Genomic DNA, 14,603 nt, shown 5'->3' with positions numbered 1-14,603 from the left:
CAGTCTAGCAAAGACTGATCTCCGCCTCGACGCGCAACGGCGTCATGCAATACCGCACGCTTACGGCTTCACGTCGGTCTTGAACCACTTTTCCGACAAGCGCGTTACGGTACCGTCGGCGAGTGCTGCTGTGATGGCTGCGTCAAATTTTGCTTTCAGATCCGCATCCTGTTTGCGAAACCCAAGACCTTCTCCCGGCCCCCAAACCGTGCCGCCGATGGTGGGTCCGGCGACCCGGATTCGGGCGGTGTCTTTGTTGTCGGCAATTCCAGCGTAGTAGGTGACGTCGTCGAAGGCTATGTCGACGCGTCCGTTGACCAGATCGAGGTCACGTTCTGCCGAGGTCTTGTAGAGGCGTACGGACGTGATGTCCTTGAAGTTGTCGTTGATGAACTTCGTATAAACCGTGCCGGATTGAATGCCGATCGATTTCCCTTTCAGTTGATCGCGCAGCGGGGCGATCAACTGGCTATCGGTTTTGGGGTTGCCAGTCAGCTTGAGGGAAGAGGGTTTTCCTGTCGTGTTCGCCAATCCATGGCCATCTACCGTCGCGAACGCAGCCGGCGTTGCAGCGTAGGGTTTGGAGAAGGCAATGACCTGTTGACGTTCGGGCGTGATTGCAAGGGCATCCATCACAGCATCGAATTTACCGGCCTGCAGGCCGGTAATGAGGCCGTCAAAGTCCTGGGCAACCGTCTCGCATTGCAGGTTGACCCGCTTGCACAGATTGTCGAGTAATTCCGGTTCGAATCCCGAGATCTTTCCGTTCGGCAAGGTCAGATTCCATGGAGCATAACTGCCTTCCAGGGCGATCTTCACGGTCTTCCATTCCTTTGCTTGAGCGCCGGTTCCTGCCAGCGCCAGCATGCCGAGAAAAGTGACGAGAGAAGTCTTCAGGACTCTTGTTGAAATCGCATTCACATTACACCTCTATAGTGTCGAATCAAGGTTGTGCTTGGATTGGAATTGCTCGAATTGCCACAGTTCGCTGCATTGCTGGCGCTACCGCTTCAGCTGTGCAATGTGCCGGCGATGTTTTCCACGATGCTCAGCAAGTCGCCCTGTTCGACGAGCCGGTGAACACCCATCATGTCCGGATAGAAGAAACGATCGCCTTCTGCTGTCGGGGCAACCTGTCGAATTCGCGCATAGACCGCAGCGGTTGCGGGTGATGCGTCGGCTGGATCGAAGAAGTCCAGCGCCTGGGCGGCGGTGAGCAGTTCGATCGCCAGCACGTGCTGCAACTTCTGCGAAGTTGTGTAGGCCTTTCGTGCCGCGTGATAGGCGAAGCTCACGGGGTCTTCCTGGTTACCGCTCGTCGGCACGCTATCGACACTTGCGGGTTGAGCAAGAGTGCGCATCTCGCCTAGCAATCCGGCCGCCGTGTATTGAATGATCATGTATCCGCTGTTCAGTCCGGGATCCTTCGCCAGGAATGCGGGCAGTTCGCTGAAGTACGGATTGACGAGACGGTCCGTCCGGCGCTCCGAGATCTTCGCGAGCGTGGTCATGGCGATGCAGAGGAGATCGCACCCGATGCCGACGAACGTACCGTCGAAGTTGGCACCGGAAATCGCGATGCCATCCTCACCGTCCGGATGAATGACAGGGTTGTCGCCGCACGACCCCACTTCATCGAGAATCGAGTCGTAGGCGTTCTTGATCGCGCGCTTGGACGCTCCATGTACCTGAGCGATGCCGCGGAGGCTGTAGGCATCCTGCAACCGGTAATCGGCAAAGCGCTCGCATAGCGCACTTCCCGCCAGCAGCCGCCGGATGTTGTCGGCGGTGTTCCGCTGATCTTCATGTTTCTTGACGGAGTGATACCGGGCATCCAGTGAGCGCGTGGTGGCCTTGAGCGGCTGCAGAGACATCGATGCGGCAATGTCCGCAACCTTTGAAAGCTCGAGCGCGTTGTAAAGCGCAAGCATGCCGATCGCGGTGACCGAGGTGGTGCCGTTGGTGAGCGAAAGCCCCTCCTTGCAGCGCAGCGAATGTGGCTTCAGTCCCGCACGCTCCAATGCCTCGGCACCGCGCATGCGTTCACCCCGGTAGAAAGCTTCTCCCTCGCCAATCAGCACGAGCGCCATATGCGCCTCGGGCGCGAGATAACCGACCGATCCATCGCCCGGTGCAAACGGCGTGATGTCGTTGTTCAGCAGTCCGGCGATTTGCTGCAGCAATTCGAGGCTGACACCGGAATAACCTTTGCCGAGGCTGATCAGCATCATCAGGAGCGTGGCTCGGACCACTTCACGCGGCAGCGGTTCGCCGACCGAGACGGCATGGGAGCGCACGATATTTCGCTGAAGTTGCTCAGCGTCGTCCGGACTGATGACGCGTGTCGAATTGGCGCCGAAACCAGACGTCACGCCATAGACCAGCCGGTTCTGGCTCAGAAAAAGATCGACCAGGCGGCGCGAATTCAACACGCGCTCGCGATAGACGGAGGAAAACTTTATCTGTGCGCCATGTCGGGCTACGGCAATGAATTGCTCGATTGAAATATCGGATTCCCCGAGCTGAACTTCGGATATCTTGCTGGGTCGAGATTCGATGTGCGCCAGACTCATTCTGAATGTCCTCTGTCGAATGCAATGAAGTGAAGTGGGTGGCAAAAATCCGCTTCAAAGCGGAATGTTTGCCGGAGATCATTGCAGGACAGAGTAGCGGCGGGGGTGTTGGCGCACAAACGATTTGATTTGAGTTCCGGGTTTAGTTTTAATAAAGCCGGATTTTTCTGCCGTTTTTAATTTGATTTGGTAAAGGATAAATACTGTTTAATCCGGGGAATTATTCGTCGGACTCTGGACGGCAGAGAATCTCGATTTTTTTGATCTACGAGAGATCCACGGCCTTAGCCCTTCGCTGAGCTGCGAAATACCGCCACGAGCTTGTCCACAATACGGTTAAGTTCCTCGCGCTCGTCTGAAGAGAGCATCGACAGCATTTCCGTTTCCATTGACTGGCCCAATTCGTCGCTGGCCGCACGTGCCCGCTTGCCGGCCGCCGTGGGCCAGAGCTCGAAGTGACGCGCGTCGTCCGGGTGGATAGTGCGCCGCACCAGCTTTCGCTCGATCAGTTCCGTCACAAGCTTGGACAACAGAGTCTTCTCGATGAGCGTCTGCTCCTTCAAGGTGGTCGCGGTTACGCCGGGTGCGTCGCAGATTATCCGCAGCACCCGCAGCGAACGCACATCCAGGCCCAATGCTGGCCGATAGACCGCGTTGGCTCGACTGATCATTTCGCTCTTGATCAGATCCAGCTTGAACGTAAGGAAATAGGCAAACTCGCTCTCCGTAGAGACGGCTTTGGCCTTCTGTGAGGTCGACGGCGTACCTGCTCGCATTTCTCTGCGTCCTGTCTGAAGAGTTGCTTACCCGGAAATTGGATCGTCCAGAGCGGCCCTGTCGTACCGGCCATCTGGTCACTCCGGATGATAGCCCAGCCGACCGTTCATGGTGGATTATCAGGGAAAAGCATTAGTTGCAAATTGCAACTAATGAATTACTCTACGTTCGGAAGCGCTCGCCTTGCCGGAGCAAAGACGGGCTACAGACTCACCAACGCAAGAGGTGGCGGTATGCAGAAGGATGCTGAATTGAACGCGCTCGGGGAACAGATGCGGGCGTGGCGCAGAGATATTCATCAACACCCTGAGCTTGGCTTCCAGGAGCATCGCACTGCAGGACTTGTCGCGAAGTTGCTGGCCGATTGGGCGATCGATGTGCACACCGGCATAGGCGGCACGGGCGTGGTCGGCACGATTCGGGGCACCGGTGGGCCCGGACCTTCCCTCGGTCTGCGTGCCGATATGGACGCACTGCCGATGACGGAAAAGGGCTCGGTGGAGCACCGTTCGACACACGACAATATTTTCCACGGCTGCGGCCACGATGGCCATACGGCCATCCTGCTGGGCGTAGCAAAGTACCTGTCGTCCCATCGCACGTTTTGCGGCACCGTTCACCTGATCTTTCAGCCAGCCGAAGAAACGCTGCGCGGCGGATCGGAGATGATCCGTGACGGACTATTCGAACGGTTTCCCTGCGACGAAATCTACGCCTTGCACAACAACAACGCATTGCCGGCCGGCAAGATCGGTGTTCGGGCCGGTGCGATCCTGTCGGCATGCGATCTGTTCCGGATCAGCATCAAAGGCATCGGCAGTCATGCCGCGATGCCGCACAAATCCATCGATCCTCTCATCGTGGGGACCACCGTCGTACAGTCGATCCAGAGCATCGTCAGCCGCAATATCGATCCGCTGGACACTGCTGTCGTCAGCGTATGCAAGTTCATCGCGGGAACTGCGATCAACGTGATTGCCGATACGGCAGTCCTGGAAGGAACCGTACGCACCCTTTCGGCCGCCGCGCAGGCGTTGACGCTTGCTCGTCTGCGGGATATCTGCGAAGGTACGGCCAGAATGTATGGGTGCGAGGTGAGATTCGAACACCTGCAAAGCTCGCCGCCCACCGTCAATACAGTCGACGAGACCGAATACGTGCGTCGCGCCGCGGAGCGAGTGCTGGGTGCGGAAAACGTCATCGTCGATGTAGCGCCGTTAATGGCGTCGGAAGACTTCGCTTTCATGCTGCAGCAACGCCCGGGTTCGTACTTCTTCCTGGGCCATGGTGGACTCACCTGCCATCACCCCGAGTTCGACTTTGACGACGACACCTCGCCAACCGGCGCAGCTGTCTTCATCGAGATCGTGCGACAGCGGCTCGGCTAAATCCGGAATCGAACGTCTTGATCAGAGGAGAACTGGGATGAACGGAAAACCCATGCCCACACCGGCAATGGTTCGGAGGGTCGTGATTGCCTCGGTGCTGGGGAACGCCTTTGAGTGGTTTGACTTTGCTATTTACGGCCTGTTTGCCGTCGTCATTGCCAACCTGTACTTTCCTGCCGGCAATGAGTTCGCCTCCTTGATGCTGACGCTGGCCACGTTCGGAGTGGGTTTCGCAGTGCGCCCCCTGGGCGGCGTCCTGCTTGGACTCTATGGCGACCGTGTGGGCCGCAAGAAAGCACTCTCGCTGACGATTGTCCTGATGTCGGTGGGTACAGGGATGATCGGCCTGTTGCCGACTCACGCTGCGATCGGAATCGCAGCGCCGATCCTGATGGTGCTCGCCCGGCTGATCCAGGGGTTCTCGGTGGGCGGGGAATTCAGCGGCGCGACCACGATGCTGGTGGAATTCGCACCCGCCAATCGCCGCGGTTTCTATGGCAGCTTTCAGATGTGCTCTCAAGCGCTGGCCTTTTCACTAGGCGCACTGGTGGCCTATCTGTTGACAGCGAACCTGGCCCCGCACGATCTCGAAGCCTGGGGCTGGCGTCTGCCGTTTCTGCTCGGCATTCTGATCGGACCGGTAGGCTGGCTGATCCGTTCGCGTGTCGATGAATCGCCTGAGTTCCTTGCGTATGCCGAGGAGGTCAAGCACGGCAAGACACAACCTGTGAAAACGCCACTGAGAACCGTTTTTAGCGACTATCCAGGCGCGGTGTTGAGCACCCTCGGTATGTCGGTAGTCGGCACCGTTTCGGCATACGTATTCGTGTTCTTCCTGCCGATCTTTGCAAAGAAGCAACTGGGCCTTTCAGCCGCAGACGTCAATCTGAGCACGTTTCTCAGCACCGCTGTCCTCCTGATCTTTTGCCCGCTGGCAGGCCATCTGTCAGACCGCTATGGCCGAAAAGCCGTGCTCCTGCCAGCCATCGTCGCCTACGGCCTGGCCGCTTATCCGCTGTTCCACCAGTTGGTCAGTGGGCCGTCTTTCGGGTCTTTGCTGGCAGTTCAGGTTGGTGTGTCGTGCTTCATGAGCTTCTTCTGGGGACCAACACCGGCTGTACTCACCGAAGTCTTTCCAGTGAGCGTTCGCTCGACCGGAGCTGCAGTCACGTACAACCTCGCCGTTCTGATTTTTGGCGGTTTGGCGCCATTCGTTAATACGTGGCTGGTACACGTGACGGGCAACAATCTGGCGCCGATCTATTACGTGGAATTTAGCGTCCTGATTGGCATTGCGGGTGTGCTGCTGCTCCCTGCAACGGCACGCGTTAGATCCGTTGAGCTGAAACTTGATCGAAGTGCGTAGTCTTCCCGCTAGCGGTGGTGAGCGGTAACGAGGCGCAGAGGGGCCGCTTCTGCGAGCGAGGCGCAAGGCATGCTCGCGAAGCGAAGCCTAGATGGATGAGCTCGACCCCCGTCGCCTCGATGCGTCAGATAAGCGCGTTGCTCGCGGCAGCCGCGCGGCCGCGCAGCCAGTTAATGCTCGCGAAGAGCAGCACGGCGAACACGATCAGCATCGTCGCCACGGCGAGGATCGACGGATCGATCGAGTCGCGAATACCGCTCCACATCTGCCGCGGCACGGTTGTTTGATCCGGGCCGCCGATGAACAGAATGACGATGACTTCGTCGAACGAGGTCGCAAAAGCGAAGACGCTGCCGGTCGCGACCGCCGGCGTGACGAGCGGCAAGGTTACGCGCCTGAAGGTGACCCAAGGCGTTGCGCCGAGCCCGGATGCGGCGCGCAACAGACTCTGATCGAACGAAAGCAGTGACGCCGTCACGGTGATCACGACGAATGGCGTGCCGAGCGCTGCATGCGCGAGCACCACGCCGGGATACGAGTTCACAAGACCAAGCGGCGCGAAGATCAGATAGAAGCCCGCGGCGACGACGACAATCGGCACGATCATCGGCGAGATGATGATCGGCATGATCAGCGAGCGCAGCGGAAACTGCGCGCGCGAAATGCCCAGCGCGGCGAGCGTGCCGAGACACGTGGCGATCAGCGTCGACGCCGCGCCGATGCCAATGCTGTTCAGAAGCGATCGTTGCCAGGCCGCGCTCGTGAGCGCCTGCTCATACCAGCGCAGCGAAAAGCCCTGCAACGGGTAAGAGAAATACGAGCCCGAATTGAACGAAAGCGGGATGATCGCGAGAATCGGCGCGATCAGGAAGAACAGTACAAGCGCTGTATGCAGCCGCACCCAGCGCGCGGCGACGCGTTCCGTTAGCACTGTGTTGCGTTTGTCTGGCATATCGTTCCTTCGTCGTATTCGCGTGTATCAACCAGGTCTCAACCGAAACGCAAACGGTCGATGCCGACAATGCGGTTGAACAGGAAATAGAAGATCGCCGTGAAGATCACGAGATAGGCTGAGAGCGCACCGGCGAGGCCCCAGTTGAGCTGCGTGTTGGTCTGGATCGCGATGAGCTGACTGATCATCTCGTCGCCTGCGCCGCCGAGCAGAGCGGGCGTGATGTAGTAGCCGAGCGCGAGCACGAACACGAGGAAGCAGCCCGCCCCCACGCCCGGCAGCGTCTGCGGCATGTAGATCCGCACGAACGCGACGAACGGGTGCGCCCCAAGCGATTGCGCGGCCCGCACATAGACGGGCGATACGCTCTTCATCACCGAGTAGATCGCGAGAATCATGTAAGGCAGGAGCACATGTGTCATACCGACGAGCACACCCGCCCGGTTGAAGATGAGCGGCAGTGGATGGGTCGTGAGACCGAGCCCCATCAGCAGACTGTTGATGACGCCACCCGGTTGCAGCAAGACGTACCACGCAGTTGTGCGCACGAGCACCGAGGTCCAGAACGGTACGATCACAAAGAGCATCAGGCGGTTACTGCTTTTCGCGGGCAGGTTCGCGAGCAGCCATGCGACCGGATAGCCGAGCACGAGGCACAGCAGCGTGACTGTGGCGCTGATCGAGATCGTGCGCCCAAACGCCTGACGATAGATCGAAGCGTTGTCCGGCACGAACGCAACTGAGCCTTGCGGCGTCACTTGCGCATCGACGGCCGCGAGCAGAAAGTCGGGCGTCGGCGATGTGGCGGCGCGCTTCAGCAAGCGCCAGATTTCAGGCGAATTCCAGCGTGCGTCGAGTTCGACGAGCGCCGGTTTCCACGCGGGCGGCGCATCAGGGGGCAACTGCCGCGCGGTGCGCATCAACAGGCTACGGAACTCGGCCTGATCGAAGTTCAGCCGCCGCGCGACGGTGCCGAGCTGTCCGCTTTGCTGCGCCTCCTTGAGCCCCGCAGCGAGCAGCGCGAACATGTGTTCGTCCGGCACGCCTTGCCCATCCCATGCATCGAGCGCGCGCGTGAGCGCGGGCATGCTGTCCGGCACTTCGTGGTTCTGCACGCTGCGCGCGAGCAGGAGCGCGATCGGCGCGATGAACGTTGAAAGCAGAAACACGATCAGCGGCAGTGCGAGCAAAAGCGCCTGCACCGACGCACGGCGGCGCGCCTTTTGAAACGACGCGCGGCCGTCGGCTCTCGTCGGAGAGCCCGGGGCCGTGGCTCGGGCCGAAGCGGGCATGTGGGTAGTCACGTTGGGCTCTCGTTGGACGATAGTGTTACTGCGTCAGCCACACCTGGAAGCGCTTGTTGATCTGGTCCGCGTTGTCGGCCCAGAAGTTCGCGTTGATCTGCAAGGCGCGCTTGAAATTCTCGGGGGCGGTCGGCAGATCGGCGAGGCGTTGTTTGTCGACCAGGGCGATTGCATCCTTGCGCGGCGGCGCATACGCGATGTACTTCGACAAATCCGCATACGCCTTCGGCTGCGAGGCGGAGACGATGAATTTCGCGGCGGCGTCGGCGTGCTTCGCGCCCGTCGGAACGGCCCACCAGTCGAAGTCGTAAACCTGCGCGTCCCAGACGGTCTTGAATGGCTTGTTGTCCTTCTTCGCGGCGTCGGAAATGCGGCCGTTGTAGGCCTGCGTCATCACGACCGCGCCGTCTGCAAGCAGCTGCGGCGCCTGGGCACCCGACTCCCACCACACAATGTTCTGCTTGATCGTGTCGAGTTTTTTGAACGCACGATCCACACCGGCGGGCGTAGCGAGCACCTTGTAGACGTCTTTCGGGTCGACGCCGTCCGCAATCAACGCCCATTCCATCGTTACCTTCGGCGACTTACGCAGGCCGCGCTTGCCGGGGAATTTCTGCAGATCGAAAAAGTCGTTGACGGTGGTCGGCGCGGTCTTCAGCTTGCTCGTGTCGTACGCGTAGACCGTGGACCAGACCATGCTTGCAACGGCGCAATCGCTGATCGTGCCGGGGATGAAGTCGCTCGTCTTGCCGAGCGTCTTCTTGTCGAACTTCTGCAGCAGGCCTTCGTCGCAGGCAGTGATCGCATCGTTCGTTTCGAGGTCGATCAGGTCCCACGTGGTGTTTTTCGCCTGCTCCATCGCGGAGAGCTTCGCGAGGCCGCCGTCATACGATTCGGTCGAGAAGCCAATGCCGGTGGCTTGCGTGAACGGTTCGAAATAGGCCTTCTTCGCTGCCGCTTCGTATGCACCGCCGAAGGTCACAACGGAGAGCGTCTCCGCTGCCTGGACGGTGACGCTGGCGAATGCGAGAACGGCGAGTGCGGCGCTTTGTGCTTTGATGAGAGTGCGCATGTCAGTTGGCTCCTGCTGGTGCGGTCGTGATGATTGAGGGTGAGAGCGGTGTGGATGCGGGAATCACGGGCGCGCTGCGTGGCACGCTCATCGCGAGAATCTTGCAGTCGTCGTGGCGCCATGCGATATCGATCGCGCTGCCGGGCGATGGCAGCGCATGACGCTGCGTATTGGGCACTTTCACGACGAAGGAATCGTGTGAACCGAGCGCGAGGTGCACGCGATGATGATCGCCGCAATACACCAGTTCCTCGACGCGTGCGCGCACCACGTTGCTGTGTTCGTCGACGTGCGCGCCTTCGGCGCTCGGGATATGTGCGCGTTCGGGGCGCAGCGCGAGCATCGCTTCGTCGCCCACGCGCAGGCCGGGTTCGCAACGGCCACGAATGACGCTGCCGTCCGAGAGCGCGAGCGTGGCCCACTCCTCGCTCGTGGTGACGACGCGCCCGGTCAGCCCGTTGTTTTCGCCGACGAAGTTGGCGACGAAGGCGTTCTGTGCGTTCTCGTAGAGTTCGCTGGGCGTGGCGGCTTGCTGAATACGTCCATCGGAAAATACGGCGACACGGTCCGACATGGTCAGCGCTTCGGCCTGATCATGCGTCACGTAGACGATCGTGAGCGACAACTCGCGATGCAGCCGCATGATTTCGTATTGCATGGTTTCGCGCAGACGCTTGTCGAGCGCGCCGAGCGGCTCATCCATGAGCACGACGCTCGGCTCGAACACGAGCGCGCGAGCGAGCGCCACGCGCTGCTGCTGTCCGCCGGAAAGCTGCGCGGGGCGCCGGTTCGCCAGATGCGGCAGTTCGACCATCTCGAGCGCGCGCTTCACGCGCGTCTTCTGCTCGGCGCGGCTTACGCGCCGCACGGAGAGCGGAAACGCGACATTCTCTGCGATCGTCAGATGCGGAAAGAGCGCGTAGTTCTGAAACACCATACCGATGTCGCGCTGATGGGGAGGCTTGTCGTCGAGCCGCCGCCCGTCGAGGCGTATCTCGCCACGCGTGGGCGATTCGAATCCCGCAAGCATCATGAGCGTCGTCGTCTTGCCCGAACCGGACGGACCCAGCAGCGACAGGAATTCTCCCTTGCTCACGTCGAGGTTCAAGTCATCGACGACGTATTGCGCGCCGTCATACGACTTGCTCACGCCCGAGAACGAAATGAAGGAGGGGTTTGACATCGTGATCGCGTCCTGTCGATGATGCGTCTTGATCAATGCGTTTTCGCGAGCTGCGCCGCGGCGATTTTGCTAGCGATATAGCGTGCGAAGTCGTAATTAGGGCGTTCGAGATGGCTCAAGTGACCGGGCTTCGCGAGCGGCGCATGCACGCCGCGAAAGACGGCTTCCACGCCACGCTTGTCTTCCGCGTTCACGTCGTCGAGCAGCTTTTTCAACGTCGTCATGTGCGCGTTGGCCTCGGTGTCCGCAACGAATTCCGGCGCAAGCCCGCCGCCGAAGCTGATATGCACACGGTCAACACCGTGAGGCTGCAGCACGAGATACCAGAAGTAGCCCGGCGTCAGCGTGACGAGATGTGTCGGGTAGATCGCGAGCAGCGCTGTGGTTTTGCGCCAATGTCCCGTGAGCCGCGTATTGTCCGGATGCGCGTTGCCGATGGGCAAGGACGCTTCCTTTGTGATCCAGTGATAGTTAAAAGCTGGGTAGCCCGGCGGGCATTCCATTTCATCGAGCCGTGAATGCGGTCCTACCGTCGCGCGATGCAGCATGGGCAGGTGATAGCTTTCCATGAAGTTTTCCGCGAGGATCTTCCAGTTCGTGTCCCACACGTGCTCTTCATTGAAAGTTTCGATGTAGTCCGACATGCCGTACGCACCGATGAGCTCGTTCAGTTTGGCGAGCTGCGCGTGAACGGGCGGCGCGTTTTCGTCGAGTGTCACGTAGATCCAGCCTTGCCATTCTTCGCAGCGCACGGCGGGCAGCTTGTAGCTTTCCTTGCAGAAACCCTCTTGCCGATCCATGAGCGGCGCGCCTTGCAGGGCGCCATCCAGCGAATAGTTCCAGGCGTGATAGGGGCAGACGATGCGGCGCACGTTGCCGCGTCCTTCGAGCAGCACCGACATGCGATGCAGGCACACGTTCGACATCGCCTTGAGCTGCATCTGTTCGTCGCGCAACACGACGATCGGCTGCGCACCGAGTCGCGCCGTCATGTAGTCGCCAGGCACTTTGAGCGCACTGGCGCGGCCGACGCATTGCCATTCGCGCTCGAAGATAGCGCGCTCTTCCAGTGTGAGGAATTCGGGCGACGTATAGACACCGGGCGGCATTGCATGCGCATCGCCGAATGACCGTTCGCAACCCGTCTGCAGTTCGTCGACCAGCGCTTGCACTGCGATCGTCCTTGCCGGGTTGGCCATGGTGTCCCCCTTTGATTCTTCACGGTGAAAGCGCGGCAACGCAAGGCTTTACGGCGTAGCGCTCAACATGGACACCAATCTATCAAGCCAAATTGCAAGCCAAAATATTGTTTTTAGATACAAAGCAAAGCTTTTGCCTATGCAGCGCACGCACGCTTAAAGCAGACGATCGCGCTTTCCGGATCATGCGTCGATATGCAGGCGCCGGATATAGGTCTCGCAGAACGACGTGAAGCGATGGACGACCTGGCGCGGCTTCATGGTGCGCGATTGCGCGATGCCGAGCATGGTTGCGTTGACGTTGTCTTTGAAACGCTTAATGACGAACTCTTCGCCATCCACGGTGCGGTTCGATTTGAGTGGAAAGTTCAGGAGGCTATAGCCGAGACCGTTGGCCACCATGCCGCGTACGACTTCCGGCTGCGACGAACGGAACGCGGGCACGGGGCGGCTGCCCACCGCGTCGAAGAGTGCGGCGAAATACTCGCGGCTGTGCGGCAGGTCGAGCATCACGTAAGGCTCGGGCAAGAGATCCGCGAGCGATACCTTGCGCGCGCGTGCCAGACGATGCGTTCTCGGCAGGATTGCATAAGGCGGCAGCGAGAGCAGCGGCGTGAAGGCGATTTCCTCTGTCAAATCGAGGCTGTAGGTGAGCGCAATGTCGAGTGAACCGTCGTGCAGGCCGCGCAAGAGGCCGTCCTGATGCGCCTCGACAGTGCGAAACGAGATACCCGCGTGCTCGTCGACGAATCGGCTGATCAACCGCGGCATGAGCGGCGGCGCAAGCGAGACGAGGCAGCCGAGCGTGATGACGCCCGTCATGCCGCCGTCCATTTCCTTCGCGGTCGTCTGCAATTCCTCTGCAATCTTCAGCAGATTGCGCGCTTGCCCGAGCAGATCGCGACCGGCCTGCGTGAGCGAGAGACCGCTCGCGTGATGCCGTATGAAGAGTTGCACACCGAACGACACCTCGAGATCCGCGAGCGCCGTCGAGATCGACGGCTGCGAGATGTGCAGGCGCTTCGCGGCGGCGGTGAAAGACAGCGCTTCCGCGGTGACCACGAAATAGCGCAACTGGCGCAACGAATAGCGCAACGGTTGACTCTCCATCGACAACGCTCCGTGTTCAAAGTCCTCAATGGGCGGCATTGTGAAGCGGTCAAAAAGGCTTGCATAGGTAAATCCGATGCTATGCATTTTTTAAATATATTTTTCAGATTCTGATGGGGCGCGTAGATTTTCACGAAAGACGAACGGACCCGGCGGCGACGCGCTGTCGGAAAACTCTGCCGGGTCCGTCACGATCGCGAGCGTTCGCAGGCCGCTCCGCCATGACACCGCGATCGAATCGAAACATTCCGCCTTTTCAGAAGGACACAGCTATGACAGTGGAAACAACGTCAATCGACACGCTCGTAGTCGGCGCCGGCCAGGCCGGCGTCGCCATGAGCGAACATTTGAGCAAGCTTGGCGTGCCGCATCTCGTACTGGAACGTGCTCGTATCGCCGAGCGCTGGCGCACGGGACGCTGGGATTCACTGGTTGCCAATGGTCCCGCCTGGCACGATCGTTTCCCCAATCTCGAGTTCGCCGACTTTGACCCCAACGCATTCGCGTCGAAGGAGCAGGTCGCTGACTACTTCGTCGCTTATGCGCAGAAGTTTGAAGCGCCGATCCGCACCGGCGTGGAAGTGAAGAAGGTCGTACGCAATGCGGGGCGCCAAGGCTTCACCATCGAAACATCAGAGGGCACGATCGAGGCCAATCGCGTGGTGGTCGCGACGGGACCTTTCCAGCGCCCCGTTATTCCGCCGATTGCGCCGCAAGATTCGACTCTTACGCAGCTTCATTCCGCCGACTATCGCAACCCCGGCCAATTGCCGGAAGGGGGCGTGCTGGTGGTGGGGGCCGGATCGTCAGGCGTGCAGATCGCCGACGAATTGCAGCGCGCGGGCAAGCGCGTCTATCTGTCGGTCGGAGCGCACGATCGTCCGCCGCGTGCCTATCGCGGCCGCGACTTCTGCTGGTGGCTCGGCGTGCTCGGCGAATGGGATGCAGAGGTCATGAAGCCTGGCAGGGAGCACGTCACCATCGCGGTGAGCGGTTCGCGTGGCGGCCATACGGTGGACTTCCGGCGTCTCGCGAACCAGGGCATCACGCTCGTGGGTCTCACGAAATCGTTCGATGACGGCGTGGTGACCTTTGAAGCCGATCTTGCGGAGAACATCGCGCGCGGCGACGAAAACTATCTGTCGCTGCTGGACGCGGCCGACGCGTACGCCGAGCGTAACGGTCTCGATCTTCCCGAAGAGCCTGAAGCCCGCGTCATTCCCGCGGATCCGGAATGCGTGACGCACCCGTTGCACGATCTCGATCTGGCGAAAGCCGGCGTGACATCGATTGTCTGGGCGACCGGATATGCAGTCGATTTCAGCTGGTTGAACGTCAACGCCTTCGATGAAAAGGGTAAGCCGAAACATCAGCGCGGCGTATCGAAGGAACCTGGCATCTATTTCATTGGCCTGCCCTGGCTATCACGCCGAGGCTCCGCATTCATCTGGGGCGTGTGGCACGACGCGAAGCACATTGCCGATCACATCGTTACGCAGCGTAAATACCTGGCTTATTACGACGACTCGCAAGGTCAGGCACCAGGCCGCGGCGAGGAACACATTGAAAGCGTCGAAAACACCGCGACCGGTTCACGCATCCACAAAGTCAGCGAGATGGGCGTGAATTGATGCGTACGCCTCTTTAATCCGCGATCCATTTCCTCCTACATTAAGGTG

12 protein-coding genes are annotated in these 14,603 nt (G+C 60.0%); 3 read left to right on the top strand and 9 right to left on the bottom strand.

Annotated elements, in window-relative coordinates; translation table 11 throughout:
- Positions 1–60: 60 nt before the first annotated feature.
- From R8871_RS05650 to R8871_RS05640, 3 genes are all read right to left on the bottom strand, one after another.
- A complete protein-coding gene (locus tag R8871_RS05650; RefSeq protein WP_175050013.1) occupies positions 61–867 on the bottom strand; it encodes a transporter substrate-binding domain-containing protein in 807 nt (268 codons plus the stop codon).
- A gap of 143 nt (positions 868–1,010) precedes the next feature.
- Positions 1,011–2,573, bottom strand: coding sequence for a histidine ammonia-lyase (hutH, locus tag R8871_RS05645; protein ID WP_175049425.1), 1,563 nt, complete (start codon positions 2,571–2,573; stop codon positions 1,011–1,013).
- A gap of 284 nt (positions 2,574–2,857) precedes the next feature.
- Positions 2,858–3,349: a MarR family winged helix-turn-helix transcriptional regulator gene (locus tag R8871_RS05640; RefSeq protein ID WP_175049424.1), complete on the bottom strand. Its 492-nt coding sequence runs from the start codon at positions 3,347–3,349 to the stop codon at positions 2,858–2,860.
- A 234-nt stretch (positions 3,350–3,583) separates the two neighbouring features.
- Here R8871_RS05640 and R8871_RS05635 point away from each other — a divergent pair, with 234 nt between their 5' ends.
- Both R8871_RS05635 and R8871_RS05630 read left to right on the top strand, forming a co-directional pair.
- Positions 3,584–4,738: a M20 aminoacylase family protein gene (locus R8871_RS05635; protein WP_175049423.1), complete on the top strand. Its 1,155-nt coding sequence runs from the start codon at positions 3,584–3,586 to the stop codon at positions 4,736–4,738.
- A gap of 37 nt (positions 4,739–4,775) precedes the next feature.
- Positions 4,776–6,104 carry an MFS transporter gene (locus tag R8871_RS05630; RefSeq protein ID WP_175050012.1) on the top strand — a complete coding sequence of 443 codons (1,329 nt, stop codon included), beginning with the start codon at positions 4,776–4,778 and terminating at the stop codon, positions 6,102–6,104.
- A gap of 124 nt (positions 6,105–6,228) precedes the next feature.
- Here R8871_RS05630 and R8871_RS05625 read toward each other — a convergent pair whose 3' ends face one another.
- From R8871_RS05625 to R8871_RS05600, 6 genes are all read right to left on the bottom strand, one after another.
- The gene (locus R8871_RS05625) at positions 6,229–7,056 is read right to left on the bottom strand and encodes an ABC transporter permease (RefSeq protein ID WP_175049422.1); all 828 of its coding nucleotides are present in this window, start codon (positions 7,054–7,056) and stop codon (positions 6,229–6,231) included.
- A 38-nt stretch (positions 7,057–7,094) separates the two neighbouring features.
- Positions 7,095–8,348, bottom strand: coding sequence for an ABC transporter permease (locus R8871_RS05620; RefSeq protein ID WP_175050011.1), 1,254 nt, complete (start codon positions 8,346–8,348; stop codon positions 7,095–7,097).
- Positions 8,349–8,385: 37 nt separating this feature from the next.
- Positions 8,386–9,432 (bottom strand): ABC transporter substrate-binding protein, encoded by a 1,047-nt coding sequence (locus R8871_RS05615; protein WP_175049421.1) that lies wholly within the window; start codon positions 9,430–9,432, stop codon positions 8,386–8,388.
- Between the two features lies 1 nt (position 9,433).
- Positions 9,434–10,615 carry an ABC transporter ATP-binding protein gene (locus R8871_RS05610; RefSeq protein ID WP_175049420.1) on the bottom strand — a complete coding sequence of 394 codons (1,182 nt, stop codon included), beginning with the start codon at positions 10,613–10,615 and terminating at the stop codon, positions 9,434–9,436.
- A gap of 32 nt (positions 10,616–10,647) precedes the next feature.
- A complete protein-coding gene (locus tag R8871_RS05605) occupies positions 10,648–11,814 on the bottom strand; it encodes an SRPBCC family protein (RefSeq protein ID WP_175049419.1) in 1,167 nt (388 codons plus the stop codon).
- Between the two features lie 183 nt (positions 11,815–11,997).
- Positions 11,998–12,924: a LysR family transcriptional regulator gene (locus R8871_RS05600; protein WP_093646132.1), complete on the bottom strand. Its 927-nt coding sequence runs from the start codon at positions 12,922–12,924 to the stop codon at positions 11,998–12,000.
- A 272-nt stretch (positions 12,925–13,196) separates the two neighbouring features.
- Here R8871_RS05600 and R8871_RS05595 point away from each other — a divergent pair, with 272 nt between their 5' ends.
- Positions 13,197–14,555: a flavin-containing monooxygenase gene (locus tag R8871_RS05595; RefSeq protein ID WP_175049418.1), complete on the top strand. Its 1,359-nt coding sequence runs from the start codon at positions 13,197–13,199 to the stop codon at positions 14,553–14,555.
- Positions 14,556–14,603 lie beyond the last annotated feature (48 nt).

Origin of the sequence: Paraburkholderia sediminicola (genome assembly GCF_902859805.1) — a bacterium.
GTDB lineage: Bacteria > Pseudomonadota > Gammaproteobacteria > Burkholderiales > Burkholderiaceae > Paraburkholderia > Paraburkholderia sediminicola.
The sequence above is the reverse complement of the archived record's forward strand: the minus strand, read 5'-3'. Positions and strand labels throughout refer to the sequence as shown.

Bases quoted from the DNA above. Each gene is read 5' to 3' on its own strand.
- R8871_RS05615 (WP_175049421.1), bottom strand. From the start codon at position 9,432: ATGCGCACTCTCATCAAAGCACAAAGCGCCGCACTCGCCGTTCTCGCA.
- R8871_RS05610 (WP_175049420.1), bottom strand. From the start codon at position 10,615: ATGTCAAACCCCTCCTTCATTTCGTTCTCGGGCGTGAGCAAGTCGTAT.
- hutH (WP_175049425.1), bottom strand. From the start codon at position 2,573: ATGAGTCTGGCGCACATCGAATCTCGACCCAGCAAGATATCCGAAGTT.
- R8871_RS05595 (WP_175049418.1), top strand. From the start codon at position 13,197: ATGACAGTGGAAACAACGTCAATCGACACGCTCGTAGTCGGCGCCGGC.
- R8871_RS05600 (WP_093646132.1), bottom strand. From the start codon at position 12,924: ATGGAGAGTCAACCGTTGCGCTATTCGTTGCGCCAGTTGCGCTATTTC.
- R8871_RS05625 (WP_175049422.1), bottom strand. From the start codon at position 7,056: ATGCCAGACAAACGCAACACAGTGCTAACGGAACGCGTCGCCGCGCGC.
- R8871_RS05635 (WP_175049423.1), top strand. From the start codon at position 3,584: ATGCAGAAGGATGCTGAATTGAACGCGCTCGGGGAACAGATGCGGGCG.
- R8871_RS05630 (WP_175050012.1), top strand. From the start codon at position 4,776: ATGAACGGAAAACCCATGCCCACACCGGCAATGGTTCGGAGGGTCGTG.
- R8871_RS05650 (WP_175050013.1), bottom strand. From the start codon at position 867: ATGCTGGCGCTGGCAGGAACCGGCGCTCAAGCAAAGGAATGGAAGACC.
- R8871_RS05640 (WP_175049424.1), bottom strand. From the start codon at position 3,349: ATGCGAGCAGGTACGCCGTCGACCTCACAGAAGGCCAAAGCCGTCTCT.
- R8871_RS05605 (WP_175049419.1), bottom strand. From the start codon at position 11,814: ATGGCCAACCCGGCAAGGACGATCGCAGTGCAAGCGCTGGTCGACGAA.
- R8871_RS05620 (WP_175050011.1), bottom strand. From the start codon at position 8,348: ATGCCCGCTTCGGCCCGAGCCACGGCCCCGGGCTCTCCGACGAGAGCC.